26 protein-coding genes are annotated in these 26,627 nt (G+C 32.4%); all 26 read right to left on the bottom strand.

What is annotated here, in order from left to right; all coding sequences use genetic code 11:
- Window positions 1–15: 15 nt before the first annotated feature.
- Window positions 16–381, bottom strand: a complete 366-nt coding sequence (locus tag H526_RS0122475; RefSeq protein WP_155839748.1) for a hypothetical protein — start codon at window positions 379–381, stop codon at window positions 16–18.
- Window positions 382–566: 185 nt separating this feature from the next.
- Window positions 567–1,301 (bottom strand): polyphosphate kinase 2, encoded by a 735-nt coding sequence (gene ppk2 / locus H526_RS29850; protein WP_035086253.1) that lies wholly within the window; start codon window positions 1,299–1,301, stop codon window positions 567–569.
- 85 nt (window positions 1,302–1,386) lie between these two features.
- Window positions 1,387–1,872 (bottom strand): ATP-dependent zinc protease family protein, encoded by a 486-nt coding sequence (locus H526_RS0122465; protein WP_027395104.1) that lies wholly within the window; start codon window positions 1,870–1,872, stop codon window positions 1,387–1,389.
- Between the two features lie 49 nt (window positions 1,873–1,921).
- Window positions 1,922–2,335 carry a VOC family protein gene (locus H526_RS0122460; RefSeq protein ID WP_027395103.1) on the bottom strand — a complete coding sequence of 138 codons (414 nt, stop codon included), beginning with the start codon at window positions 2,333–2,335 and terminating at the stop codon, window positions 1,922–1,924.
- Between the two features lie 61 nt (window positions 2,336–2,396).
- Window positions 2,397–2,819, bottom strand: coding sequence for a tellurite resistance TerB family protein (locus H526_RS0122455; protein ID WP_027395102.1), 423 nt, complete (start codon window positions 2,817–2,819; stop codon window positions 2,397–2,399).
- Between the two features lie 78 nt (window positions 2,820–2,897).
- A complete protein-coding gene (locus H526_RS0122450; RefSeq protein WP_027395101.1) occupies window positions 2,898–3,659 on the bottom strand; it encodes a transporter in 762 nt (253 codons plus the stop codon).
- 147 nt (window positions 3,660–3,806) lie between these two features.
- Entirely contained in the window at window positions 3,807–4,766 is a 960-nt protein-coding gene (locus tag H526_RS0122445) for a succinylglutamate desuccinylase/aspartoacylase family protein (RefSeq protein WP_027395100.1), read from the bottom strand.
- A complete protein-coding gene (gene rimK, locus H526_RS0122440; RefSeq protein ID WP_027395099.1) occupies window positions 4,756–5,631 on the bottom strand; it encodes a 30S ribosomal protein S6--L-glutamate ligase in 876 nt (291 codons plus the stop codon). Before rimK ends, H526_RS0122445 begins: the two co-directional genes overlap by 11 nt.
- A 154-nt stretch (window positions 5,632–5,785) precedes the next feature.
- Window positions 5,786–6,130 (bottom strand): hypothetical protein, encoded by a 345-nt coding sequence (locus tag H526_RS0122435; RefSeq protein ID WP_035086251.1) that lies wholly within the window; start codon window positions 6,128–6,130, stop codon window positions 5,786–5,788.
- 184 nt (window positions 6,131–6,314) lie between these two features.
- The gene (locus tag H526_RS0122430; RefSeq protein WP_027395097.1) at window positions 6,315–7,493 is read right to left on the bottom strand and encodes a cation:proton antiporter; all 1,179 of its coding nucleotides are present in this window, start codon (window positions 7,491–7,493) and stop codon (window positions 6,315–6,317) included.
- Window positions 7,494–7,603: 110 nt separating this feature from the next.
- Entirely contained in the window at window positions 7,604–8,965 is a 1,362-nt protein-coding gene (locus tag H526_RS0122425; protein ID WP_027395096.1) for an acyl-CoA dehydrogenase family protein, read from the bottom strand.
- Window positions 8,966–9,030: 65 nt separating this feature from the next.
- The gene (locus H526_RS0122420) at window positions 9,031–9,306 is read right to left on the bottom strand and encodes a hypothetical protein (RefSeq protein ID WP_027395095.1); all 276 of its coding nucleotides are present in this window, start codon (window positions 9,304–9,306) and stop codon (window positions 9,031–9,033) included.
- 10 nt (window positions 9,307–9,316) lie between these two features.
- Window positions 9,317–9,511 carry a hypothetical protein gene (locus tag H526_RS0122415; protein WP_027395094.1) on the bottom strand — a complete coding sequence of 65 codons (195 nt, stop codon included), beginning with the start codon at window positions 9,509–9,511 and terminating at the stop codon, window positions 9,317–9,319.
- A gap of 16 nt (window positions 9,512–9,527) precedes the next feature.
- Window positions 9,528–10,220 (bottom strand): hypothetical protein, encoded by a 693-nt coding sequence (locus H526_RS0122410; protein ID WP_027395093.1) that lies wholly within the window; start codon window positions 10,218–10,220, stop codon window positions 9,528–9,530.
- A gap of 219 nt (window positions 10,221–10,439) precedes the next feature.
- Complete coding sequence (locus H526_RS0122405) at window positions 10,440–10,883, bottom strand: hypothetical protein (protein ID WP_027395092.1); 444 nt, start codon at window positions 10,881–10,883, stop codon at window positions 10,440–10,442.
- A 38-nt stretch (window positions 10,884–10,921) separates the two neighbouring features.
- Window positions 10,922–11,125, bottom strand: a complete 204-nt coding sequence (locus H526_RS29845) for a LapA family protein (protein ID WP_035086249.1) — start codon at window positions 11,123–11,125, stop codon at window positions 10,922–10,924.
- A gap of 29 nt (window positions 11,126–11,154) precedes the next feature.
- On the bottom strand, window positions 11,155–11,319 hold the full coding sequence (locus H526_RS31915) for a hypothetical protein (RefSeq protein WP_155839747.1): 165 nt from the start codon (window positions 11,317–11,319) through the stop codon (window positions 11,155–11,157).
- 48 nt (window positions 11,320–11,367) lie between these two features.
- On the bottom strand, window positions 11,368–12,147 hold the full coding sequence (locus H526_RS29840) for a patatin-like phospholipase family protein (protein WP_035086247.1): 780 nt from the start codon (window positions 12,145–12,147) through the stop codon (window positions 11,368–11,370).
- 26 nt (window positions 12,148–12,173) lie between these two features.
- Window positions 12,174–13,184 (bottom strand): CNNM domain-containing protein, encoded by a 1,011-nt coding sequence (locus H526_RS0122385; protein WP_027395091.1) that lies wholly within the window; start codon window positions 13,182–13,184, stop codon window positions 12,174–12,176.
- Between the two features lie 98 nt (window positions 13,185–13,282).
- Window positions 13,283–13,936, bottom strand: coding sequence for a Pycsar system effector family protein (locus tag H526_RS0122380; protein ID WP_027395090.1), 654 nt, complete (start codon window positions 13,934–13,936; stop codon window positions 13,283–13,285).
- A gap of 68 nt (window positions 13,937–14,004) precedes the next feature.
- Window positions 14,005–14,841 (bottom strand): ion transporter, encoded by an 837-nt coding sequence (locus H526_RS0122375; RefSeq protein WP_342667695.1) that lies wholly within the window; start codon window positions 14,839–14,841, stop codon window positions 14,005–14,007.
- A gap of 1 nt (window position 14,842) precedes the next feature.
- Window positions 14,843–16,111, bottom strand: coding sequence for a cation:proton antiporter domain-containing protein (locus H526_RS0122370; protein ID WP_027395088.1), 1,269 nt, complete (start codon window positions 16,109–16,111; stop codon window positions 14,843–14,845).
- Window positions 16,112–16,113: 2 nt separating this feature from the next.
- Entirely contained in the window at window positions 16,114–16,830 is a 717-nt protein-coding gene (locus H526_RS0122365) for a hypothetical protein (RefSeq protein WP_027395087.1), read from the bottom strand.
- Window positions 16,831–19,215, bottom strand: a complete 2,385-nt coding sequence (locus H526_RS0122360) for a hypothetical protein (protein ID WP_027395086.1) — start codon at window positions 19,213–19,215, stop codon at window positions 16,831–16,833. It abuts the gene before it with no gap.
- Window positions 19,216–19,312: 97 nt separating this feature from the next.
- A complete protein-coding gene (gene tamL / locus H526_RS0122355; protein ID WP_027395085.1) occupies window positions 19,313–21,562 on the bottom strand; it encodes a translocation and assembly module lipoprotein TamL in 2,250 nt (749 codons plus the stop codon).
- Entirely contained in the window at window positions 21,559–26,574 is a 5,016-nt protein-coding gene (locus H526_RS0122350; protein WP_027395084.1) for a translocation/assembly module TamB domain-containing protein, read from the bottom strand. Before H526_RS0122350 ends, tamL begins: the two co-directional genes overlap by 4 nt.
- Between the last annotated feature and the right edge of the window lie 53 nt (window positions 26,575–26,627).

Genomic DNA, 26,627 nt, shown 5'->3' with positions numbered 1-26,627 from the left:
AATTATTTATTAAAACTAGCTTAAAAGCTTTAATACTGTAATGGTTCTAACTCTATTGTACTGCTTATCTCCATCATCATCTATTTCTTCTTCTTCAACTGTCTCATAGATGATTTCAAAAGTCTTCCCTGAGAATTTCTTGCTTTTCAGATCATACAATTTAAGTACTTCAGGTTTGATGTGGTTAAAGAAAATTACATCATCATCGCCATCTTCCGTTTTGTAATTAAAGCTGAACATACCACCTTCATAGGCATCAAATACTGCCTTTACCATTGTTGGTTCTTCAGAAATCTCTTCTACTTCTTCAATGATTTCCTCTTCTTCTTCCTCTTCTTGAGCAATAACCGTGTAGCTACAAAATAATAGCGACATCATCATCAATACTACAATTTTTAAGTCTTTCATTTGTTTTAAGATTAAGGTTGATAAATAATTGTACAGTAATACCTTATTACTGTTATTATATGACACCTCGATACCTTACAAGTCACATAAATATTATATTTTTTTCAAAACTTTTTTTAACTACTTAAAAACGTTGGATTAAGATTAGTACTTAAGGTTTATATAGCTTTAACAATCTTATTATCAGGAATCAATCTTTCTTCGGTATTTCCTTTTTTATCGTATTCTAAATGATGAAGGATGTATCTCATTGCTTCTTTACGAGCAAGATCTCTGTCATTACCATTGATGACAACCCAAGGAGATTTCTTTGATGAAGTATTATTGAACATCTTTTCTTTATATTTAGTAAATGATGACCATTTAGACTGCGCTTGTACGTCGACTCCGCTTAGTTTCCATTGTTTTAGTGGATTATGAACTCGTTCCTCCAAACGTTTTTTTTGCTCTTCTGATTTTATAGAAAACCAAAATTTAAAAAGATGTAATCCATCATCAATCAGCATATTTTCTAATTGTACTACTTGTTTATTGAATAGCTCGTGTTGTTCCTCTGTACAAAATCCCATCACGGGTTCTACAACAGCTCTATTATACCAACTGCGATCAAAGAATACTATTTCGCCTGGTCCAGGGAGATGCTCTATATAACGTTGAAAATACCACTGTCCACTTTCTTTTTCTGTAGGTTTAGATAATGCTACTACCTTAAATAGTCGAGGGTTAAGAAATCGTATAAACCGCATGATTGCCCCCCCCTTACCAGCAGTATCTCTTCCTTCAAAAAGAATAACAATTCTTTGATTTGTTTCTTTTATATATTGCTGAAGCCATACTAGTTCTGTCTGTAAATTAATGTATTCAGGATCTTGTTCTGAGTTTAATAGTTTCATTTCTGTATGTATTATCTGTTCAACGAAGGTTTTATTTTTTAGCTTCTTTCCAATCTATGCTCTCATATTTTGTAACACCTAATTCTTATTTATCTTTAATAGCGTCGACATATTTCTTTTGGATCTCTTTCTTTGAAATTTTTTGTTGTAAATAACTCTCAGATGGATTTACCATATAGCGATCTATCAATGCTTCACGGCCTAATAACATTTTAAACTCCATTGCATCTCGATTAGCAAGAGTGATTTCGATCTCAAAAGTGTCATCTCCTATAGTTACCGGAGTCTTTATGACAAAACGCTGTTCCGAAATACCAGATGAATTCTTAACGTCTCTTTTATCGTGAAGTCTTGTTTCACAAGTGATGACAATACTTTTATTGTTTTGAATAGGATGAACTTCAAAATGTACCCATTCTTCGGTACCTTTAGAAATGATTTTGATCTTATTTGCTTGTATAGAAGAGGTCTTGGCTCCAGAATCCACCCTCGCTTTTATGGCTGGAATACCCAATTCTTTGAATATACACCACTCCTTACTTCCTATTACTTTAATGTCTTTTGTTTCCAATATATCATTTTGTTATTATACTAATTATGTGATAAGCATATCTGCTATTTTACACAGTAAATATTTCACCATGATCTTTAAAACTTTTAAATTCTACCATATACCCGTTAGGATCTTTTACAAAGAAAGAGAGATGTTCTCCTACTTTGTTTTCAAAGAAAGTGACTTCTGTAGTGACTTCAAGATCCATTGAAAAAAGTCGAGAATATAACTTCCCCCAAGTTTCTGAATCTATGATTACTCCAAAGTGAAATGATGGTACTATTTGTATTCCTAGTCTATAATTTTTGAAATCAAAATTAAAATCTCCTGCTTTGGTAAAGGTGATTTGGTTTCCATATAAATTAATATCGACCCAAGAGTCCGTTTTCCTACCTTGTTTTGCACCAAGCTTGTAAGTGTAAAAATCAATAGTGTTTTGTATATCTTCACAAGGAAGAGCAAGATGAAACTCTGCTTTCATTATAATTTGTTTAAGATTCTATGTTATTAAAAATATAGTTTATTTTAAGATCTACTCAGTATCACTTAGTAACAAAAGTTGACCAGTCATTGAAATCGAACTCGCGATTGAACATAGCAACGGATCTATCTACTACTTTTTTAGCATAATGGGCAGGAAAGCCCAATTCAATTGCGTAACTATATACAAGCATAAGTTCTTCATCTTCTATCTCATCATCGGTAAAGATAATTCTGAACATATCATAAAGGCGTTGTAACCTTTTTACCGTAGAAGTAGTTGAGGATATAGGATAACGGGTAGGGTTTTCTATCGTCATTTGATATTCTTTTTCCTCTATTTTTAATTTTTGAGCGAGTCCTTTCAATAACTCAATTTCTTTACTAGTAATATTACCATCTGCATGGGCTAGATATACAACAGCAGCAAAATGAGCGAAATTAGTACTGTGTTCTTTTGATTCGTAAAGGTCTAATATGGGCATCATCTTTCGTTTTAATTAAAAAATATTATACATACTTAAGACACTAAAAAAACAATTGGGTCACTTCGAAAAATAAGATTAGTTATTTCTCCAATCTATTCTCCAAGAAACACCTGTTTCAATAAACCAATTGGTGATTTGATTATTTATTTCAATGCCCGAGGAAATGTCTAATTGTAGGTTTTTTGTTAACACATAAGATGTACCGATACTTGTATAAATTTCAAAAGGATCAAAAGCTCCATAATTTTCATAGAAAAATCCTATTTTATCGGTAATATAAAAGTAACTCTGTACTGTAAAAGGTATACTTGGAGAAGTACTATTACCATCCCATAAAAGTCCAATATTAGCAGAGAATGTAGCCTGTTCCAAAAATTCAATATCAGAAATCAATAGCAATTGAGATCCTAAATTTTCCCGATCTACGATTGAATTCTTTATAGGTAATAAAAATTCAGTTTGTACAGCAATAAAAGGTAGTTGTCCTTGAGCTTTTGTCACAAGGTATTTAAAACCTAATTGAGTATTGGTAATACCTGAACTATTTGATGAACTAGTAGTAGTATTGTTCTCCGTTTTTAAATCTATAGTACCTATAAGTTCAAAATTTTCAAGAATACCGATTCTAATACTTTTGTTTAAAGTATAGCTATTCCTATCAATCTCATCGTCTTTTATTGAGGTTATATTTATACCAGATTGCACTTGAAATACTCTTGAACCTACAACTTCTGGGTTAACAGTTTTTCCTGGACGGCTAGAAACTATTTTTTCTGAATATTGGGAATATCCTAAAGTAGAGATTAAGCAGCATATAAAAAGTAGTATTATTTTCACTTGTTGAAGTTTTGGTTAGTACAAGTTTTAACCTATAAAAGTTATGTATTGAATGTATTTTATTAGACACGTTTTTATAGAATGAGTCACTTTAAAAAGCAAAAGCCACCCCCGTGGGGTGGCTTTTGCTTTTTAAAGGTGCAAAGATTACTTTGATAAATGTATAAGGGCATCTCCCTGATTAACAATCGGAGATTCATTAGAGCAAATTATATATCCAGAATTAGGAGCTTTTATTTGCCTTTCGAAATCTCCAAAAGGATCAGAGATACTACCAATATAACTTCCTTTTTCTATAAAACTACCAACTTTTACATTTGATCGATACATTCCTGAGTATTTTGCTCGTAGCCAAGAAGAGTTTTCAATAATTTTAGGAGATTCTTTTTGTTTATTTTTTTCACAAATCTGATCGCTAAAATCTCTTATACCTAAATGATGCATTACTTTTAAAGCTCCTGAAAGTCCACTTTCTGTTACCGTGTCATCTAAGAATAGTGACTTTCCACCTTCAAATAATAATACTTTTTTCCCAAGTTTAATAGATGATTCTCTAAAGGATTTTTCTCTATTTTTTGATTTGAAAATAAAAGGAGCTCCAAAAATAGTAGCCAATTCTATTATTTCTTTATCATCATTTACTCGAACTTGTGGAACATTAAAACGTTCTCCACCACCTGTGTGATAGTCGATGCAGTAATCGATATGTGGTACAATTTCTGTCATTAAATGATAGGCAAATCTACTCGCCAGAGAACCTCTTTTACTACCTGGAAAAACTCGATTCAAATCTCTTCCGTCGGGAAACTGACGGGTCTGGTTTAAAAAGCCAAAAATATTAACAACAGGGATGCAGATTACTGTACCTCTTTCCGGTTTGTTATACCCTTTAGATATCAGTTGTCGTACAATTTCTATCCCATTAATTTCATTACCATGAATTCCTCCTGTAAATAGGATACATGGACCATCTTTTTTTCCTCTTTCAATAATGATAGGAACCTCGATTTTGGTTCTTGTATGCAATTTTGCAATATCAAGATTTAACTGGATACCTTTTCCTTTGGAAACAGCTTGTCCCAAAACTTCAATTTCCTTACTCTGCATTTCTCTCTATATATCGAATGATTTGATTAGCAATATCTTTTCCAGTAGCAGTTTCGATACCTTCTAACCCAGGAGATGAATTTACTTCAAGAATTAATGGCCCTCGTTCAGATTGCAACATATCGACCCCAGCGATACCAAGTCCCAATGATCTGGCAGCTTTGAGTGCTGCATTTTCTTCTTCTTCGGAAAGTTCGATGATATTTGCACTACCACCTCGGTGAAGGTTAGATCTAAATTCTCCTTCTTTACCTTGTCTTTTCATAGCCCCAACAACAACTCCATCCACTATAAAGGCACGTAGATCGGCTCCCTTAGCTTCTTTAATAAATTCTTGAACAATTACTCGAGCTTGCAACCCATTAAAAGCTTCGAGTATAGACTCCGCAGAGTTCTGATTATCTGCTAAAACTACTCCCAATCCTTGAGTTCCTTCTAATAGTTTAATTACCAGTGGCGCTCCACCAACACGATCCACAATCTGACTTACATCTTTTGAATAATTACTAAACACGGTTTTTGGTAATCCAAGTCCAGCTCTGGATAATATCTGTAAACTTCTAAGTTTATCTCTGGATCTTAACAAGGCTTGAGATTCTGTGGCAGTAAATACTTTCATCATTTCAAATTGTCTTACTACGGCAGTTCCAAAAAAAGTTACGGAAGCTCCAATTCTTGGAATTACCCCGTCTACATTGGTTATTTCCTCTCCTTTGTATATAATTGATGGTTTCTTTTTTTCTATGACCAAATTACATTTAGTATGGTCTATGATTTGCATTTCATGCCCCTTTTTTTTACCTGCTTCTACGAGCCTTTTAGTTGAATATAAATTAGGGTTTTGAGATAGGATTACTATTTTCATGATTTAGATTGTTTTATTGTAAAAAGGACTGCCTTGATTTATGAAACAGCCCTTATTACTTTGAATTAGCCAAAAAAATTAATGTTAATTAAGAGTTTATTTATGTAAAGTACTTCGACCAGTAATAGTATGATCGTTGCATTGATTTATCTAGCTATCCATTAGCGAGTAAATCACCATCATTATCGGTTACTTTTCTAAGTATAGTTCTTCTTTCTGTGTCTTTTTTCAATAGTTGAATTTCAATATTTTTCTCTAGCTCCATAATTTTATTTTGAAGCTTTGATAGTTTTACATTTTGTTTTAAATCCTTAAAGCCATCCCAAAGCATAAATGATCCTAGTAATAATCCTCCAAATACTTGAAGTATAAAAAAGGGCATAACCGAATATGTCCCAAATATCAAGTTCATATCATATACTTTTGTAAAAACATCCCAATTAAAAAAGAAGAGAACTGTGCTTATACCTACGTAAGTAAACATTATAAAATATTTCATTTTAGTGTTTTTTATTTTTGTTGAATATTTAATGATCTGTAAATTATATTATTTCTATAATTTTAGACACCATATTCTTTTGAAGGTCACTTAAAATAAAAAATGATATTCCTAGGTGATATAAAAGGATCTAACTTTAAAAAATCCAGAAGCCTTTTTAATCCAAAAATCTTTACATATAAAATCAATTTTTATTAGAACTATATCCAATAATCTTTTCGGTAATAGCAATCCAGAAAGGGCTAATAACTAAGGTTAAAGAAATAAGGCTAATGGTAAAATTGTATCCGAAATCCTCTATAATACCTAAACTGAAAGCAGTAGAGCTTAATAGAAAGCTTAATTCTCCTATTTGAGCTAATAACGCGCCTCCTAACAACGCTTCTTTCCAAGTACAGGAAAATACCTTTAGAATTAAAGAGTTGAGTAAATGATTCGTAATATAAACAACTAGAATAGTTATCAAGATAGACCACAGATTATTATAGATAAAGGTAAGGTCAATTTGTAGCCCAACGCTTATAAAAAAGAAAGAGACAAATAGTACTCGAAATGAGTGTAAAGTGTCGTGTATCCAATCTGCTTCTTTGGCTGCATTTATGATAATTCCTCCGACAAAAGCTCCCAATGCTGCCGATAGTCCAAAAACTAAAGTAACTAATGCGCCCCCAAAACAAAGAAATATAGCCATAAAGACCTGCAATTCATGATCCCTTTCAATTCTTTTGGAAAATGGTAATGTTATAGTCCCTTTTATATAAATATAAATAAGTGTAACTACTATTAATATAGCACCTACACTCATTAGTATTATATTTTCAAGCGATTCTGATTTTCCACCTAATTGAGATATGATGATGAGTAAAGGTACTAATGCAATGTCTTGTGCCAAAAGAATACTTAATACGTTTTTACCAACTTTGGTTTCGATTAAGTTTTTGTCTTGTAAAAGTTTTATAACTACAGCAGAGCTGCTTAAAGCAATAACAAATCCTATCACTACGGATCTAGCGAGGCTCCAGTTAAAATAATAGCCTATCAATAACACAAGAGCCACGCTTAATCCAATCTGTGATAATGTACCAATAACTGCCAGTTTCCAGCGTTTGAGGAAATCAACAATATTTATTTCCATACCAATAAAAAAAAGTAATAAGATAACCCCTAACTCTCCAAGCAAGTGAATAGACTCTGTATCCTGAACGGCATTTAAACCATGTTCTCCCAGAATAACTCCTGCCAAAATATATCCAATAATATAGGTTTGATTTAATTTTTTGAGTACAATACTAATACCGATCACTAGTATGGCAATAACTGCCACTAGAATTATAATTGGGTCTAAAGAGGAAACTAAAAACATGTTGAGTGGTTATTTATCAGATGTAGTTTTTTAAAATTACTTTTTCTAATTTAAAAAGTAAAACCGAGTGCTAGACCCGGTTTTCCAATTCCGATTATTTTGTGTAGAAATTATACGAAGGCACTATATCCTGTTATAGCTCTTCCTACGATCAAAGAGTTTATTTCCTTTGTACCTTCATATGAATAAATGGCTTCTGCATCTGCAACAAATCTAGCTACATCATATTCTAATAGAATACCATTACCTCCCATAACTTCTCGCGCTCTGCTTACTACATCCCTCGTGCGCATAGAACAAAATACTTTTGCAAGTGAAGCATGTTCATCTGTCAATAATCCTTGGTCTTGTAATTCGGACAATCTGTATACCATTGCTTTCATTGCTGTAAGATTGGAAAGCATTTCTACTAAATGATTTTGTATGAGTTGAAATTTAGCAATTGGCTTCCCAAATTGCTCTCTTTTCTTGGTGTATTTTAATGCGCTTTCATAAGCACCTCTAGCACATCCCACGGCTTGCCACGCAACTCCTGCTCTTGTCATACGTAAAACCTTTGCTGTATCTCTAAAAGAGTTTGCATTTTGTAATCGATCACTTTCAGGGATTCTACAATCTGTAAGTGTTATGATAGCATTTTGGACGGTTCGTAATGCCATTTTATCCTCTATCTTTTCTGCTTTAAAACCAGGATTACCTTTACGAACTAAAAATCCTTTTACCTGATTTGATACTTCATCTCTAGCCCAGATAACAGTTACATCTGAAAAAGTAGCATTACCAATCCATTTTTTTTGACCATTTATAACCCACTCATCCCCATCTCTTCTACAGGTTGTTTCCATACCGCCTGCAACTCCACTGCCTACATTTGGTTCTGTAAGTCCAAAAGCACCAATTGCTTCAAGTTTCTGCATTTTTGGTAACCATTCCAGTTTCTGCTCTTCGTTACCACATAAATAGATTGACCCCATTGCCAAACCACTATGCACTCCAAAGAATGTTGATATCGATACATCTACTCTTGCAATTTCTTCTGCTATAATACCTTCCATCACAAAAGGTAGATTTGGACATCCATACCCTTTATAAGCTACCCCGCAAATATTAAGTTTGGCAAGTTTTGGTATAATTTCAAAAGGAAATTCAGCTTTCTTCCAATATTCATTTGCTATAGGTTCAACTTCATCTTCCATAAAGTTTCTGACCTTCATTTGAATTTGTCGATGTTCCTGAGTTAATTTTAAATCATAATCGTAAAAATCACCATCAATTGGAGGTAGTTTACGTTGGCCTTTCTTTTGTTTTTCAGTTAGCATTTTCATAAGACCAGTAAGTTGAGTATCATTTAACTCTCCTACGGTTTTCATAATTTCAGGAAGATCTATCTTTTGAGATATTTTACCCAATTCCTCAAAATCAACCTCTTTCATTAAATGGATAACTTGTTTTATTTTTTTAAATAATTGCATAGCGAGTTTCGTTTTTTATTAAAAATAAGAATACAGTGTTTTAAAAGGCACTATTAGATCTAGTTTTAGATATTTTTAACTAACCAAGTTATAAGACAAACAACTATAGCCAATAGTAACGCCATCCCAATCTTTTCAGAATACCTTTTTAACTTACCCATTGTATTTAGATAAAAAACTTGTGATCTGTACGATATAGTATCATAGAATATATCTTCCTGCCTTATGATTGTACTAGGTCTAAGCCTTCTTTTTACATCACTAATAGAGACAACATCTGAATAAGGTTTAAAAGTGTTTTTCTTCTTTCGTTCCTTTTGCTTTTTTTTCGCCATTTTCATTGTAATATATTTATCCTCCTCTGTTAGCGATTAAAAAGTATAATACTTGTTGGGCAGTAAAATTTACTTTTTCTTTCTTTTGAGGAGTTTTTTTTATTTCTTTTTTAGGTGCAGCTTCGTTTTCTAATGCAACCGTATTTTTATTAGTTGCACAAGAAACTAGTAAGAAACAGCCTATGATCACTATAATTATATTTGTTTTCATTGTTCCTATATTTATATTAAACAGACTCCATATCCACTTGGATTTCTGTATTGAAATTTTCAGCATATTTAAAATCTTTGAACCAGTAGGTAGAGGAGATAATTTCAAAAACAATCGAAGTAGTATCTATACCGTTTTTCTGGTATTGCCAGATGATGTCTTTTGCTTCCTTGAACTCATTCCCATTAACTTGATCTTTAAAAAGTCTATTTAGTAACGTGTTTTCTGGCATTCCTTGAACTAGTAATCTAGTTAACAAAGCTTCGGTATTATTTGTAAGGATTACTAAGTCATCTATGTTTTCTGGAGTAACCTTTACCTGAAATTTAACTGCTTCAGGATGAGGAAATGTACCATCAAATGCTTCATACAACAATTGTGTTACATTAAAGAATTCTTCATGCATTGATAAATCCGCATATTCTTCCCATAACTTTTCATTCAAGATTTCGTTTGAAAGATTATCGAGTTGACCAGCGTTCAATCTATCTTTAAACACATAACTTAAAACTATTTTAGCTGCTTCTTCAGGTTCATAGTCCAGTAAACACAACAAACACATTTCTTTTACATCATCTGATGCAATTCCTGAAGTATCACCATACTCCATAACTTCTAATAGATCTTTATAGTTTTTTTCTGTCCAGGCATTAACTAATGTCGGAATAGTATCAAATTTTAATGGTTCAACTAAAAAAGAAGTTTTCATATGTAAAAAAGGTTAAATGGTTATATTTAGTAAGACACCAAATATTTTGTAAGGTCACTTTCATAAATGAATAAAAATGACCGAACAATTTTGGTAATAGAATTGGGATACTCTCCTAGAAATTAAGAATGTAATAATGTAAACAATACCTATAAGAAGGATAAATTGAATCTACTTTTAAGTATAAGTAATCAAAAGTACTAGTACTGGAATAGTTGATTAATGTATAATCTGTGTTTTAAAAGGAGCTGACCATTTTGATGCTCTTCCAATAGCAGGTGCAACTGTAGCAAATACCTCAAGTTTTCTCGTGTGGTAGGAACTTCCATTATCTAGTTTCCCCAACGTAAGTGCCATAGGTGTTGTTATAGTAGTTTCTTTCTGTTCTGCGGTAAGTATACAGGTTTCTTCTCCTAGAAATATATCTTTTCGATCTAGCGAAATGGATACAACTTTGCTTTCATCCCAATTAGGTAAGATCATTGGAGCGTCAACTTCTCCAAGAATATCATACACAAAAATATGCAAGCAGTACTCCATCTCTAATTTTATATCTAAAGGGTGGAATTCTATTGTTGTCAAAACAGTAATATCATTTACATTATCACCAACGTTTATAGTTTCCGGTATAGACTTTAATTCTACTGATTTTATTTTAGCCATTTTATATGTGTTTTTGGTTAGTGTTATTATTTTTCTGCTTACTCTTTAGAGAATATTCTTCGTTTCATGGATGCTAAAACCCCTACTAAAACTCCAACACCAAAACTACCTAAGATAATCAGTACTCTGGACATTGATAATTTCCAGAAGAAAAAATTCACATCGGTTACTTCAGCATTCTGTAAAGAGAATACAACGATAATTCCTGCAAATAGGATAGCTAAAATAGTTTTGAGTTTCATTTTGATATAGTTTAAAAGGTTTAATAATTTTATTTATAAATAAATTTCAACTTTGGCTTCATACCATTCATACTTTCTATAAATGAATTTATAAGCTCACGTCGTTTATTTTCCTGAATAGTAGTAAGAATAGAAAACTGGTTTGTATTTACAGATTTCTTTTTCTGACCTCTTAATGGTTTATGCTTTTTCATGACGATAAGTTTTGTTATATCATATAAGACACACTTTTTTTTAATAGGTCACTTTTGTGTTTTTGAAAGGGTATCTTTTATGGACGAAATTTGCTGTAGCGTAGTTTCATATCCTGCCTGAAATAACTCTGGTGACTGCTTTAAATCAAAAAGACCATAAGAAAACGATTTTTCTATTTCCAAAACAACATCACATTGATCAAGACGATGTTCCATAGTATTCCAAACAGCTAGATGAAAGGTTCGAACACCAATATCTTTAATACCTTCTACACGACTGTTAAATTTATGGGGGCAGACACTTACACCAATGATTTTATGACAATGATCTTGTAAGGGTTCGATAGGAAGGTTATTCATTACACCTCCATCCACGTAGATATCATTACCTATTTTAACTGGTTTAAAAATCAAAGGAATAGCAGAAGAAGCTACAACGGATTTTATTAAATCTCCGGATTCCTTAATTTCGAAAGCACCTTTATTAATATTGGTAACACCTACTTTTAATGGTATATGTAGGTCTTCAAAAGTTTTTGCTTTAAGAGTTTTCTCCAAAAACTCCTTAAGATAAGTAAGCTCTGTCAGTCCTTTATTAATAAAACCGATTCTGAATATTTTAAGAAAAGTATGATCTCTACATAACTCTAAAATTTCTAAAGGGGAATAGCCAGAGCAATATAAGGCTCCAATGATTGCTCCAGCACTGGAACCTGAAACCATTGCTGGAACGATCCCATTTTCATTAAGTGCTTGTAAAACCCCAATATGTGCAGCTCCTCTTGCACCACCTCCAGATAAAGAAATTCCTATTTTTTGTTGCTTCATAAAAACTAATTATATGTTAAATATACTTAGTTTTCTAATATATCCTTTTTGGATTGTTCTACAGCGAGGTGTTGCATATCATCAATAACATCTGCTTCATCAACAATTTCAACTTTGATAATTTCTTCTATTACATCTTCGAGTGTAGCGATGCCTGTAAATGTTCCAAAATCATTAAAAATAAAAGCAATATGTACTTTTTGATTGATAAAATGATTCATCAAATTATCAAGTAGCATCGTTTCTTTTATAAATAGCGGTTTACTTTTACTAATAAAATCTGCAACAATCTTACTCGTATCAAATAATCCAATTAAATCTTTAGCATATAAAATGCCTATTAGATTATCTTCACTCTGCTCGTATATTGGGATTCGGGTAAATCCATTTTTACGAATTTCAATTAATTTTTCTTGAGTCAACGCCATACTTTTTTCTAACGTATACAAGACAGGTTTTGGGGTCATTATTTTTTTCACTGTTGCTTCAGAAAACGATAATGCACCAATTAGAATGCGTTCTTCATCTTCATCAATATCAGACCCTTTAGCGTCTTGGTGATGCTTGATGATTTCTTTAATCTCTCGTTTACTCCAGATTGTTTGTAATTCTTCACCCAATAACTTGTCAAGAAGTAATGAAAGAGGGTATGCAATTGGATACATCAAGAATATAAAAATTTTTACTAGCCATATTGTTTTTGCTCCTAATGATAAGGCATGTCTTGAGAAAAAAGCTTGTGGAAGGATCTCTCCAAAAATTACAATTAAGACTGTGGATACAACACCAGCAACTAAACCACTAGCGATTTCACCTAAAAAAATCGCAGCAGCAGAGTTTACAGCAACATTACCTATAAGTAAGGTGCATAACAATAGGTTTCCTTTTTTTCGAATAGGATATACCTTAATAGCTCTTTTATCCCCAAGTTTTATTTTTCTTTTTAGACCTGTAACATTGAGACTAAAGAAGCCTAGTGTTAAACCACTAAATGATCCTGATAAAATAACTAAGATTGCAACTATTAAATATTCCATTTTTAAAATTAAAGATTATAGTCTATTTGACACAGCGTTTATAATGAAGTCACAATCAATTTAAGATTTATAAACTTTTATTCTGATAGGATAACATATTATCTCAACGCTAATGCATCACCATATACCGCTCGAAAAAGAAATGCCATAATAAATGCAACTAGAATTCCAATTAGAAGTACATACAGGGCTTTTCTAAGATATCTTCTTTTCTTTTCTAACAACATTCCTAGTTGATAAATATCTTGTAAAAGTGACCGATGTACAAAATCATTGTGATCAGTCATTTCCATCATAGTATTTTCGTATGTCTCAGCAGACATATTTATAAAATTGCCATAATAAAGTGGGTTACCTACAACATTCTTTATTTTTTCAACAGTTAAATTTGCATTTGTTTTTTCGGGCATCATCGCTAACATGGCATAGATTATGGAAATAAGAACTGCTATTCCCGAAACTGAAAGCAGTATAAATTTTAAATCCAATATATCCTTATTCACAATTATTTTACCAATAATAAGGGATAGGATCAAAGCATTCATAGAAAGTAAGATACGTGCTTTTCTATCTACCATTTGATTCAACGTATAATGATTCCTACTGGTGGTAGTAAGCATTTTAGTGAATTCTTTTGTGTTAACTTCTTGCTTCCTATTTGCCTCTTTATTTGATTTCTTGTCATATATCATTTGACCGTCTATTTCATCAGGTCTAGTAGGGCTATTAGAATTTGCATCTTTATTTTCCATCAATCAATATCGTTAGTGGGGTCAAGATATTTGTTTTTTAGTAACACATGAAGGAAATTCTCGTTTTTTTATGTTTCTAATGCTATCGTACATCCGTGACAATATTTTGCATCCACAGGATGATTAGTAGCTCCGCAATTATGACAGACATATGGTTTTACAGCATGTTCTCTTTCTTTAGATTTTGTCATTTCAGAAGTGACAATTCCCGTGGGAATGGCAATGATACCATATCCTAAAATCATAATAAAACTAGCAAGCGCTTGACCTAGATTCGTAGCAGGAGCAATATCTCCATAACCAACGGTAGTAATCGTTACAATGGTCCAATAAATACTTTTAGGAATGCTGGTAAATCCAGAATCTGCGTCTTCTTCTACGATATACATGACAGATCCCATAATCACACACATAATAAGAACGATGTAAATGAAAATACCTATTTTTAATCGAGAAGCTTTAATAGCTTTAGACAGCGTATTGGCTTCTCCCATATACTTTACCAATTTTAAAATTCTAAAAACTCTTAGTAAACGTAATGCTCGAAGGGCAAGAAACGTTGAGCCTCCAGTAAAGAAATAAGATAAATATAAGGGCAATGTAGAAAGTAAATCTATAATCCCATAAAAACTAAATATATATCTTTTTGGTCGATCAAGACTAATTACTTTAAGGATATACTCTATTGTGAAAAGTATCGTAATAATCCATTCTGTTACCACCATAACAGCGTGGTATTTTTTATCAATATCATCTACACTTTCTAATAACACATAGATAACACTTACCACAATGAGTATGAAAAGGGAAATATTAAACACTTTCCCTTTTCTTGTACTTGTATCATGAACTACAGCATAGATTCTTTTTCTCCAAGATAACTTTTGGATAGTTGACTGCATCATCTTAGCTTTCTATTTGATCTATGTTGGGAGCTTTCCATTTCACAGTTCCTACTTTTCTTTCTTCAGCAGTTTTTACTGCCTTAGAACTTCTCTTTTTATCATAAATCATAGCGCCTGTCATAATAAGACTTGTACCTATGATTACAAAGAGTAGTATTCCTGGTTCAAAAGTAGCTATTTGAGCTTCTTCGGGAATTGCATAAAACAGTAATACCGTAATTAATCCACGAGGTGCTACAAATAACTGCGGGAGGATATCTTTTCCAACAAATATGCGCAGAATAACAAAACGAATCGCATAAATAGAAGCAATAATCAAGGTACTAATAATAGCAACATTAAGATTGAATAATGAAGACACAACGATGGTGATCCCAAATACTACAAAGAAAAATGTACGTACTACAAAAGCCGTTTCTGCTGTAATGGTATGTAGTTCGTGGTAAATATGATGCGCTTTTTCATAGTGTAAAAACTTACTCAACTTTCCTTTAAAAAACAATTTCATATTTGCGATCACTAATCCAAATATTAAGATGATAATCAAAGAAGATAAGTGCATTTTTTTACCAACCGCATATAATAGTAACAATACCGCAATAAGCAAAAACAGTTTCACTTGACTTTTAATTCTCTGAAATATGAGTATAATAGCATAACTAGCTATTAATGAAATTACAATCGTCAGAATGATATTTCCTGTAAAACCAACAACACCATTATCCTCTGCGGGGTCTAATTTGCCTGTTAGAAAGTAAAACATCATAATACCCACAATATCCGAGAACGTACTCTCATAAATATGAAACTCTTTTTTAGAAGCCTTTAATCCGCTTACACTAGGTATAATGATAGCACTTGATAATATGGATAATGGAGTGGCGTACAACCAGGCAGATTGCATAGTCATTTCTGGAATAAAGTTATATAAAATTAAAGCTGCTGCCCACGCAGAACCTATAAGTCCTATGATAGCAACAGTGAAAGATTTTAAGATAGGTAATAATTTTTCTCGTTTTAACTCTAGTTCTAATGCTGCTTCAAGAACAATCATAATCAAACCGACGATACCAAGTACTTCGAGTATCGGAAGAAAGTTTATGGACCCTGCATTAAAATAGCCTATCAGATACTGTAATCCAACCCCAAAAACAATCAACATTAATACTGCGGGGATATTTGTTTTTTTCGATAAACTATTAAATAAAAATGATACAATGATAATCACAGATACTTCAATGATTATGTTATAAGATGATAAAATTTCCATGATTAATTAGTGCTATTAGTTAAACTTGTTTCTATATCTTGCTCTTCAAGGAAAGCAACTAAATCTTCTGTAGCTGCTCCATTTTCCATACTATATTGTAATTTTAATTGCCCTTCTTTTTCAGTATTCTTTAGTATGGGCTTTTCGTTAAAATCCAAAATTGGATTATCAAAAAGAGTATCTATAATTTGCTCTTTAGTAAGAGAAGTGCGCAAGAACAGCGTTTGCCTTAATACATTATCTTCTTCATTTGACTTTACTGCAAACCCTTTTTTCTCAATATTGAAGTAGTTAATATACTGCTCTCCTGATTCCGTATTCATAATCATACCAAAGGGTAATAAGCTTTTAATTTCTCCTTCAGAGTTTTCAAAATTGAATACAGTTCCTTTATGGATTAAGGGGTTGATCTTAAAAAAAACACCGCTGATATAATTTCTGATATGCCCATATCCAAATACGCCAATGGCTACTAATAGAATTGTATGTGTGATGTAATTAATGGATATAAACCCTAATAAAAATATGCTTACAGCTATCGGTTTGTATAATAGTATTGCCTTATCAAGTATCCTAATGATTCTCTTGACCATTAGGTTTCTTTTAGTTATTCGTTTCAATACAAACGTTACTAAATTGATCCCCCAATATAATAGAAAGAGAAAAACAAATAACGAAAGAAGCGCTCTCCAGGTATACGATGTGATTGTTGTTTCCATTTACTTAAGTGTTCCTTTATATTTTAAAATTTCATAGATATCGTGACCTAAGACGGTGTTGATTTTTAGTACTCCCATAGAATTTCTCACCAATACTTTCGTGTTAATCAATCTTTTCAATCCAGACTTATATCCACTCTCGAATCGTTTCCCAAGAAAGTTTTTTAATTGTAACTCATTTATGTTTTTGTACAATAAGACATACTTCAAAATGATTGTTTCTTCAGGGGTGAAAAAATCTTCAAAAGGATATTCTTTTTCTATATATACTACATTATTGTTATCTAGTACCGTGGTTCCATATGTCCACCCTTGTAATACTTCTCCAATATTATAGTCAAATTTTTTACATAAGGATAAAACTCTTTTTTCTATTTCTTTTTTAGTCATAGCTGCCCCTTCTTCCGTAACTAAAGACTTATGCGAAGCGCCATGCCTAGACAGTAATGCTTTATATATCTCTTCAATTTTTGTTTTATTGATGTCAATAACAGTACTAAAAGTATTAGAAAATGCTAGTCTTTTATCTAAGTGTTTCTGCATTTCTCTTGAAGTAGAAACCATTACAAACGCTTCATCAGATTCTGACTCAATAAATTGTAAAACTGCTCTTACATTATCCAATAAGCTATGTTTTTTATCCCGCCACAATTCTATATCGTCTATCACAATAATGGGATCAATACTATAAATGTTTTTCTTAATTTCCTGCAGGGCTTCTTTTAAATTCTTAGTAGTGCTAAACTTTCGTCCTTCTATAACAATTTCGCTTTCAGGTTCTAAAAAAATAACCAATTTCCCATAATGTTTTTTTGTAGCGTATTGTAAAAATGTAGATTTACCACTTAGATTATTCCCCGTGACTAATACGGCCTTATTAAAACCATCTTTCCATTGTGCTAGCGTAGATTGCAATTTTTTTTCTTCAAATTCTCTAGGAGCGATAAAGAGGTTTCCTATAAAGTTTCTGTTCAAAAAAAGTGTATCATAATGTGCATTTGATTCTTTATACATTCTATAGCTGATACATTCAGAAGATAATTCTAGTTTTCTATGCGTACTTTGAACCACACGCTTTTCATATTTCGTATTGAAGTCTGAAAGTAATTTTTTTAGTTTATTCCTTAAACCAACAAAAATCGTATTATTACTAGTAGTTAATTGGGTTAGTGATGATTGTAGCGATACTTCTAAAAAGTTCTTGTTGCCGTATATAGGTGTTGCCAGAAATTCTAATGTTATTTTTTTTGTAAACTCAGCAGCTAATTCTTTTTGCTTTGAAGTATTGGAAGACAGTGTATAATGTACATTCTTAAACATCTGTAATTGTGCGGGAATAATTTCCAAATTACTATTGTTCTTCACTAATACTAGGCTGCTTTTTAAATTCAATAAACTATGTTTGAAATAGGATGCCATATTCGCTCTATTGTCCCAGAGGTCAATTAGTTTTGGCAACAATTCATAGTCCAGCCATTTCTGCGTAGTTTTATTAAAATCAATTTTCTTGGTCAATACGTATCCTTCATCTGTAGCTACCGGGATTATAAGTTCTTGTAATGGCTTTAATTTTATATCAATTTCATCAGGATATTTCTCTTGATCCTGATTCGTGTCACTGGTCTTAGAAATAAAAGAATCTATAAGATGGATACTATCAGAAATGTGTGCTATGGTATCGACTTTTTTCAAACTTTCAATGACTTGTCCTGCGCTTTTCTTTATATATTCTGCATCATTGATGATCGCTTCACAAATAGTACTATTATAAGATCTAATATTTTTAAAAGAGTTGATTGTTTTAGAAAACGGTTTTTCTGATTTTCTGATTTCCTGTAGTTGAGTTATAATTAAAAGAAATTGCTCTTTATAGAGTTCCCAAGGATTCGTTTTATGTTTAAATTTTGAATACGTTTTTGTGACCTTTTTCCCAGTTTCATATACCGTATCCCTTTCTATTGATGCTTTTTCACAAAAGTATTGGGTCGCCTGTAAGAGTAATTCTTTGGATTTTTTAAAATGTTCAAATAGAGCGTTTTCAGAAACCACTTCCTCGGCATACTTATGCTTTGCTATTTGAAGTTGTAAAAACACATCTCTATGCAATAGCATAATGTCCTTAAAAGATTCAGAAAAGGTATAGTGTAACAAAAATACTTCGTTAACATCTAAATCAATATTTTCGGTTACTTTGTCGTATTCCTTACTACCAATAGCAACATAATACGTACACAACTCTGAAAAATCATTTTCAATAAGATCGGAAAGGGCTTCTGTAGTAGAAATATTAATAAGCTCATTTTTGTACTCTTTAAGCTGTTTCTCTAACATTTTTGAAGAAAACAAAGAAGAGGACTCTAGTTGTTTTTCGATAAGAGGTTCCATGAATATGTTTTGTTTAATAGAATTTAAGTGAAAGTTAAGCTCCTATACAAACATAAGACACAACATATTAAAAAAGGTCACCTAAAAATTAAAAAAACTAAAAAGGATATCCAATGGCAAAATTTAGAATCCCATTACCTACGTCAAAAGTATAGTTTTGATTATTGTCTATACGAGGTGTATGTATAGGTGCTGCCCAATCCAAACGTATCACAAAACTTTGTATATCTACACGCAATCCAAATCCGGCTCCCATGGCTAATTCTTCGATGAAGTTTGAAGAGAATTTACCTCCAGGTAATGCTTCATTCTCGTTAAGAAGCCAGACATTACCAGCATCAAAGAAAAACGCTCCTTTCAAGTAAGAATATAACGGAAAGCGATATTCTACGTTTGCTTCTAATCGAATATCTCCAGAACGATCGAAAAATGACCCCGTATCAGTTGATTCTGGATTATATGTGCCTGGTCCAATAGATCGTGTTCTAAAAGCTCGAATACTATATGGACCACCAGCAAAAAATTGTTTTGAAAAAGGAAGTATATCTGAATTTCCATACGCTACCCCAATACCACCATATATTCGGGTAACTAACGATTGCTGTTTCCCTATTTTAAAATTCATTCTAGCATCAGCATCCACTTTTATGTATTGCGCAAACTCTACCCCAAGAATAGTTTTCTTTTCATTTTCGCTGACATTACTGCTTAATAGACTCAAAGTATTTCCTGCCAAATCAATATTGGATGAAAAGAACAATGGATTAATTTTAGAGGAATGCCCTAACTCACTATAGGTGAAATTATACGTAAGCCCTGATATTAACTGCTGTTCAAAACTGTTTTTAAGAAAAGGATTCTCTTCCAAAATGGTCTCAAATTCAGGAGTACTATTGGATAAACGTATAAAACTTGTACTAATCGGATTGATGGTGTGATATACATAATCATTAGCATTCCACCCATAACCAAAACTTGCATTAAATGAGCTTAGACTATAAAGTTTACTACGATTTAAATATTCTATCCCTGCACTTATCTTCGTTTTTGGAATAGCATACTCAAACTGCTTAGCTATTTTGATTGGAAATATGAGTCTGGGAAAAACAAGTTCCGCTGTTAATCCCAGTTGAGTGCTACTTAGTCCAGTATCAAAATCACCTCCAATTTGTGTTTCATACCCCAGTTTTCCTGAAATTCTCAAGATTTCTCCGCCCTTGAATAGGTTTCTATTTGTGTAGTTTAAGGTCAATGATGGCCCTGTAAAACCATTAGATTTTGTATTCCCTTGTAGTTCTGCACTCAGCGCTCTCTTATTTAATGGCGATAGATAGACATTGGTATTCAGAAGTCCTAGACTATCACTTTCAGTATTCTTGGTTGCTTCATCAAACTGAACATTTACATATTTGTAGGTTCCAATGGAAGAAAGCCGTCTACTGGTTCCTCTAAATTTTTTGGGATCATATACTTGTCCTTTTTTGAAAAGTATATATGGGCGTAACCTTTTGGGTTTGAAAAACAGCGTATCCTGAATAAAATTGACTGCCTGAATGATAGTATCTATTTTTTGTTTTTCCTTTTCAATTGTATAATTAGGAAATACATTCACCGTATCCAGCTTATATGGGATCAAAGCTTTTTGAGGAACATTATTTTTTAAGCGCACATATAAATCGAAGCGTTTTGTTTTGTACTGATTCGTATCTAATTCGAATATCAAAAAATCAGCATTAAAATTATAATACCCTCTTGCTTTAAGACGGGCATCTATACGTTCTCGTTCTATTTTCAAGTTGGCAAGATCAAATCGTTGTCCTTTGCGAATAACGGTCTCGCTAAAGGTTTTTTGAATCTCTTTATGAATTGGCAACGTATCGGTTTCTAATTGATAGGTCTCCAGACTATAGGGTTCTTTTAATGTAATACCATAATGGATACTACTTTTTTTATTTCTTTTTTTTACTTCTGAGGAAACACGACTATAGAAAAAACCTGAATTTTCAAGTCTATTTAGCAGTAAGTTTTCTGTACGATTGATATCTACATTAGACCTATACACTGGAGCTTCTCCAATTTTTTTATTAATGAATTTATATACAAATCCAGCAGTTCCTTTTTCTACTTTATAATGCGCTAATAACCCAAGTTTAGAAGTGTTGGGTTGTGGTCTAAGTACCCCTTGCAATTCTTCTTCCAGTTTCTTTAGGTTTTTAATCTTCTTTTCAGATGTAATTGTAAAAGAAGCCCCGTCATATAAGGTTTCATTCTCAGGTATAAAACGTTGTATACTGCAAGAGCATAGTATTAAAAAGAGAAAAAGTATCAGTAAAGCCTTCCTTGTCATTGTTCTGATTTTTCTTTAGTTTTTGACTCTTTTTGTAAATTATTTTTTATTTCTTCTTGTACTGCTTTTGCAAATAGTTCTTTGAATTGATTAAATTCCTGATTAAAAATCAAGGAAATTCCAGTAATGATTACCTGCCCGTCTATGATACTTTCAAAAGTGTTTTTACGATATCCTTTAACCCGCCACTTCCCATTTTCATCGAAGAGGTACTGTATATTTATAGTACCCACCAGAGGGGTGGCTTGCCCAGCATTTTGAGAATTCTCCTGAATATCCACACCACTTCCTACTTCAACAATAAGTTTGTTATTGAATAATCGCTTTCGAGCATTTACATCTAGCTGTGTTTTATTCTGTGGTGCATTACCTTTATAATCTGTATAACTATCAATTCCAAAATCCAACTCAACTCCTGAATTACCTAACAATTTATTGGAAAAATTATTTAATTGATCAGATAGTACATTATTAACATTGTCTCTGGCAATAGATAAGGAACCACCGCTACTACCATCATTAGAACTAGACGGGAAAAATTGATTCAGTACTAACAATGAAAATACTTGTTTGTTCAGTTCCTCTTCTTGTGTATTGAGTTGTTGCACCTGACTATATACTGCTCCTCCTAATTCCCCCTGTTTGTCTTTCGGAATATCCAAATTAAATGAAATTTCTGGTTTTAATAGTTCTCCGTTTAAATTAAGGTATACTAAAAAGGGTAGTTTTTGACGATATTTCCCAGCTACAGTACTGGTTTGATTAGAAATTTGATTTGCCATAAGCCCCGTTGCAGCCGTCTCAATTTTATAGATTGCCCGTATATCCATATCTGCTTCAAGGGGATTACCACGCCAGACAATACTACTTCCTTGGGCTATTTCAAAACGTCGCTTTACCAGATTATAAAGACTCACTTCATAATGTCCGCTATTTACCTCATACTTCCCAGAGAGCGACATATTCCCATTTGGAGCAATCCCGAAGTTAAGATCTCCTCCTCCTGAAATTCGAAGGTTATCCCCTGTACGCTCGTCAACCACAATGTTAAAAACTGCTTTTTTATCTACGCTTAATTGTGCATTGATATCGTATCCTTTTAACACCGCAGACGAAGAAAAATCCTCTTCCTGTTTGGTTAAGATATCATCTGGATTTTTCTTATTTACAAATAAAACAATTCCTTCTTTTTCTACAATGTCAACTTCATCCTCTGGAATACTATAGGTGAAATCTGAATCTTTATTCACCAATAATGTACCCGATATTTTGGGAAGTTTTAAATCTCCACCTATGGCAACATCTGCATCAAGGTTCACTTTTCCATAGAATAATGAATTATCTTTTTTTGTTGAATTTAGTATTTGAATCTTTTTTGCCTTTAAGGAGAGCTTAAATGAAGGATTTGCGATATCTCTGGTTAAAATACTTCCGTCTAAAATAAAAGGATTTTTATTACCGTCTAACAATGTGAATGTATCAAAATAGACTCCTTTATTATCTAATCGAATCGATTCTTCTGGCATTACAAATGCTGCATTAAGCGCATTTATAGTGAGTCGTGAGTCATTAAAATGTACCGCCCCATCAAACTTGGGTTCTTGTATGGTTCCTGTTACTTTTACATTCCCAGCAAGGCTACCTGAAGTTTTAGAAATATAGGTTGATGACCATTCTTCTAGTGGTTTAAGTTGTAAGCTTTGTAGGTCAATGTCAAAGTCTAACGCAGATTCGGTAGTAGAAGCCTTATAATCACCATCAATGGTAAGATTTATGTTTTTACCAGTTACTCCTAAATTCAAGCCATAGGTAGTGGCATTTATAGACTTAGCTTTTAAGGATAGTTTTCCTAAAGGAACTTCCATCGCTTGTAAATCAGAAACGGTAGCATCTGCCGTAATTCCTTTATCCTGAAATGGATTTTCTATGATAATGCCTCCATTAAGAGTACCAGAAGCTAGCAGTTTTTCACTATTAAATAGGCTGGCAATAGTAGCTATTTTAAAATTGGTAAACCCAAAACCTATATGCTCCATTGTTTTTTCTGGAAACGTAGTACTCACTAAAATTTCTTGCCCATTTTGAGAAAGTACGAAATCATTAAAACTCAAGAAATCCTTAGCAAAACGTATGCTATTTTTAACAGGAATAGTCCAGTTTTGTTTATTGATAATTAAATCAGAAGGATGTATATGGAAAACAATAGTATCTTTTTCTTTCTGAATCTCTGAGGCAATATGAAATAGCGTTTCGTCTTTATCAAATGCACTAAAATCCGTTTGTAATATATTATCTTTTAGATTTCCTTTCCATTGTATTTGAGCTACATCAATGACACCTGTAGATAAGCTATTCAACCCAAAATCAAATATTAATTTTTCTTTTTCTGTATCTAAGATAGCGCTAAGATTTTCCATTTTACTACCATTATATTCAATGTATGGCGCAGTTACATTAACATTCAATGTGCTATCACCTCCATTGAAACCAACAGTCATTATTACAGGATCTAACCGATCTAATTGTGGAAGAAATAAATCTTTCAAAATAGGAGCTTGTCTTAAAGTCGCCTTTAGTTTTAGTTTGGTAGCAAAGATAGCTGTACTATCGGCTATAGTTGAAATTTGAGGTTTTTCTAAGTATTGATTGAATTGCTGCTGTAATTCTGAAATTAATTTGGATGGATCTGTATTAGAAAGTAACGTAGCCTCTAAGGGATTACTTTGTATCGATACAGCAGTAGTATCTTTAGAGATATCAGCATTCAAGAAAATATCTCCAAGTATATAAGGTTTCTTATTTTTTACAGCAATAGCCTCTGTCAATGCGCCATCAAATTTAAATTCTGATAGGTTTCCTTGAAAATTAGAAATGAAGTTAAATTTCGTTCTGATGTCTTCTTCAGTTAGCCCAAGTGCTTTAAAATTCACTCCTTTTACATTTAATGTGGAATGAGTTTTTGAAGATACACTATCTAGTTCAACATTAGTAACCATTTCAAAATCCAAATGTTCGTCCTTAAAATTCAAATCAACAGTTCCTTTTCCGTTTTGAATATTACCTGACAATTTTAAACTAGCAAAATCATACGAATTAAACTCTAATTTTCTGAAATTAGTTGTTAGTTTTCCATCCAATGTGTTCAGGTTTTTTCCTTTTGCATTAAGTTCGGTTGTGAAACTATAAGTACCCAACTTATCATTAGTAAGAATCTTACCTAGTTGTAAATTTTGCACATCTATATTGCCATCAAAACCTATATGACTTATATTTTTAAATTTTCCATCAATAGTAATAGATCCTTCGGGAATTTTTAGTGTGGCATTTGCTGCAAAATCATTAGCATTGCCGGTTAATTTTCCTTGGAGTTGAATGGTTTCAGGAATAGAAATATCTAAATCCTCTTCTTTTACAAAAGCTAAAACATCCTCCCTTGCGGATCTGAAGTCAAATTGATCTACTTCCAATTCCAGTGTATCTGTTTTAGGGAGGTTCTTTATTTTTCCATCAATGAAAACAGTAGTCGAAGCCCCCCATTTTAAATTAGTTTTTGGTATTTCTAAATCACCTAAGATCCCTTTAAGTTGTAATGTACCCGTAAGGTCTTTTTGTGTAAGAGCATCTATGTAAACATTTTTTTTCAGGGCTGGTTGAAAATAATAAGCATCTTTAGGGTTGATTACAAAATCAGGAATAGAAACAACTATTTGTGATTGCTCTGGCTTTTTTAGCAGACTATCTATAGTATTATATTTTAGCTGTATAGCACCAATGAGCCTATTACTATTGGTTAATAGTTTTAGCTTTGTAAGCGAAAATGAAGTCTTGTTTATGTCTATATGAGCACTTAAAGTTTCTAAATAAAAACCACTTCGTTCATAAAAAGTAATATTTTCAATAGCTGCATTAACTTGTCCAGAAGTATAAGATACATCCTTTATTGTTAAACCCAGTTTTTGTAGCGCTACTTGGTCAGGATTAAACACCCCTTTTTTGGAGGGTATATTTCCTGTTTTAGCAGTTATATTTGTATTAGAGAGTGCTATGTTTTTGGCTTTAATGTTCCATTGTGGCCATTCAAATATTTTGGAAGTGGTAGAAGAGTTAGTATCCATTTTTGAAGTGATACTCTTTAGATGTATATCGGAATCAGCAAGTATCAAATTCTGTAATTCAATGTTCTGTTCTGCAAGGTTTAGAATTGGTGCTTCTAAACTAAAATCTCCAATGGTCACTTTAAATTCTAAATCCTCAGGTAATGAATTATAAGAAGCTGTTGTATTTTTGATTTTAAAAGTTTCAATTTTTAAAATGGGAAGTGACGTAGCTTCTTTATCAGCCGATTCAGGAGGAGATTTGGTTTGTTTAAAATCAACTTTAGAATTTGACAATTCTATTTCTTCAATATCAAATAACATCCTTTCCAAGTCAATCTCATTAGTTTTTAGACTAAAATCATTCAGTTTTAGAGAACTTTCTATACCTAGCACTGAGTCCTTAAAGCGGATATCAAAATTCGTGAAATTAATCCTTCCAAGGGAAATGTTTGGGGTATCCGATGAAACCGTACTTACCTTAGTATCCTCTTCTGAAAAGGTTTCTATCAAAAAGTTAAAGTTATAATCAGTAATAGTATCATTTCTATATACACGTGCCGTTAACCCATCCCAATCCAAAGATTTTATGTTGATTTCTTCCCCTCTTATAAGTGAGAGCAATCCAACAGAGGCTTCAAGATGGTTTGTATATAAAAGGGTGTCTCCTTTCTGATCTTCAAGGTAAAGTCCCTTTAATAAGATATTTCCAGAAAAGGATGTATACAATTTTTCAATCTCAACTTTTGTTTTGGTTTTACCAGAAATATATGCTGTAGCTTTACTAATAATAAGATCTTGTCCCCAAGGACTTCTTATGAATAGCACAAGAGTAATAAAAAAAAGAAACAACCCGACAGTTATTTTCTTTAAGACACTCAGTATTCGATATTTTTTCTTCTTCTTAGAAATAGTCATATACTTTTTAAATCACTATGGAATTGTAAAAAGGTTTTAGGGGGCAAATATAC

Source organism: Aquimarina latercula DSM 2041 (assembly GCF_000430645.1).
In the GTDB taxonomy this organism is placed as follows: Bacteria; Bacteroidota; Bacteroidia; order Flavobacteriales; family Flavobacteriaceae; genus Aquimarina; species Aquimarina latercula.
The sequence above is the reverse complement of the archived record's forward strand: the minus strand, read 5'-3'. Positions and strand labels throughout refer to the sequence as shown.

Bases quoted from the DNA above. Each gene is read 5' to 3' on its own strand.
- H526_RS0122380 (WP_027395090.1), bottom strand. From the start codon at position 13,936: ATGGAAAATAAAGATGCAAATTCTAATAGCCCTACTAGACCTGATGAA.
- tamL (WP_027395085.1), bottom strand. From the start codon at position 21,562: ATGACAAGGAAGGCTTTACTGATACTTTTTCTCTTTTTAATACTATGC.
- H526_RS29845 (WP_035086249.1), bottom strand. From the start codon at position 11,125: ATGAAACTCAAAACTATTTTAGCTATCCTATTTGCAGGAATTATCGTT.
- H526_RS0122365 (WP_027395087.1), bottom strand. From the start codon at position 16,830: ATGGAAACAACAATCACATCGTATACCTGGAGAGCGCTTCTTTCGTTA.
- H526_RS0122460 (WP_027395103.1), bottom strand. From the start codon at position 2,335: ATGAAAGCAGAGTTTCATCTTGCTCTTCCTTGTGAAGATATACAAAAC.
- H526_RS0122420 (WP_027395095.1), bottom strand. From the start codon at position 9,306: ATGAAAATGGCGAAAAAAAAGCAAAAGGAACGAAAGAAGAAAAACACT.
- H526_RS31915 (WP_155839747.1), bottom strand. From the start codon at position 11,319: ATGAAAAAGCATAAACCATTAAGAGGTCAGAAAAAGAAATCTGTAAAT.
- H526_RS0122350 (WP_027395084.1), bottom strand. From the start codon at position 26,574: ATGACTATTTCTAAGAAGAAGAAAAAATATCGAATACTGAGTGTCTTA.
- H526_RS0122370 (WP_027395088.1), bottom strand. From the start codon at position 16,111: ATGGAAATTTTATCATCTTATAACATAATCATTGAAGTATCTGTGATT.
- H526_RS0122445 (WP_027395100.1), bottom strand. From the start codon at position 4,766: ATGCAGAGTAAGGAAATTGAAGTTTTGGGACAAGCTGTTTCCAAAGGA.
- H526_RS0122435 (WP_035086251.1), bottom strand. From the start codon at position 6,130: ATGAAATATTTTATAATGTTTACTTACGTAGGTATAAGCACAGTTCTC.
- H526_RS0122410 (WP_027395093.1), bottom strand. From the start codon at position 10,220: ATGAAAACTTCTTTTTTAGTTGAACCATTAAAATTTGATACTATTCCG.
- H526_RS0122415 (WP_027395094.1), bottom strand. From the start codon at position 9,511: ATGAAAACAAATATAATTATAGTGATCATAGGCTGTTTCTTACTAGTT.
- rimK (WP_027395099.1), bottom strand. From the start codon at position 5,631: ATGAAAATAGTAATCCTATCTCAAAACCCTAATTTATATTCAACTAAA.
- H526_RS0122360 (WP_027395086.1), bottom strand. From the start codon at position 19,215: ATGGAACCTCTTATCGAAAAACAACTAGAGTCCTCTTCTTTGTTTTCT.
- H526_RS0122475 (WP_155839748.1), bottom strand. From the start codon at position 381: ATGATGATGTCGCTATTATTTTGTAGCTACACGGTTATTGCTCAAGAA.
- H526_RS29840 (WP_035086247.1), bottom strand. From the start codon at position 12,147: ATGAAGCAACAAAAAATAGGAATTTCTTTATCTGGAGGTGGTGCAAGA.
- H526_RS0122375 (WP_342667695.1), bottom strand. From the start codon at position 14,841: ATGATGCAGTCAACTATCCAAAAGTTATCTTGGAGAAAAAGAATCTAT.
- H526_RS0122430 (WP_027395097.1), bottom strand. From the start codon at position 7,493: ATGTTTTTAGTTTCCTCTTTAGACCCAATTATAATTCTAGTGGCAGTT.
- H526_RS0122385 (WP_027395091.1), bottom strand. From the start codon at position 13,184: ATGGAATATTTAATAGTTGCAATCTTAGTTATTTTATCAGGATCATTT.
- ppk2 (WP_035086253.1), bottom strand. From the start codon at position 1,301: ATGAAACTATTAAACTCAGAACAAGATCCTGAATACATTAATTTACAG.
- H526_RS0122425 (WP_027395096.1), bottom strand. From the start codon at position 8,965: ATGCAATTATTTAAAAAAATAAAACAAGTTATCCATTTAATGAAAGAG.
- H526_RS0122455 (WP_027395102.1), bottom strand. From the start codon at position 2,819: ATGCCCATATTAGACCTTTACGAATCAAAAGAACACAGTACTAATTTC.
- H526_RS0122405 (WP_027395092.1), bottom strand. From the start codon at position 10,883: ATGGCTAAAATAAAATCAGTAGAATTAAAGTCTATACCGGAAACTATA.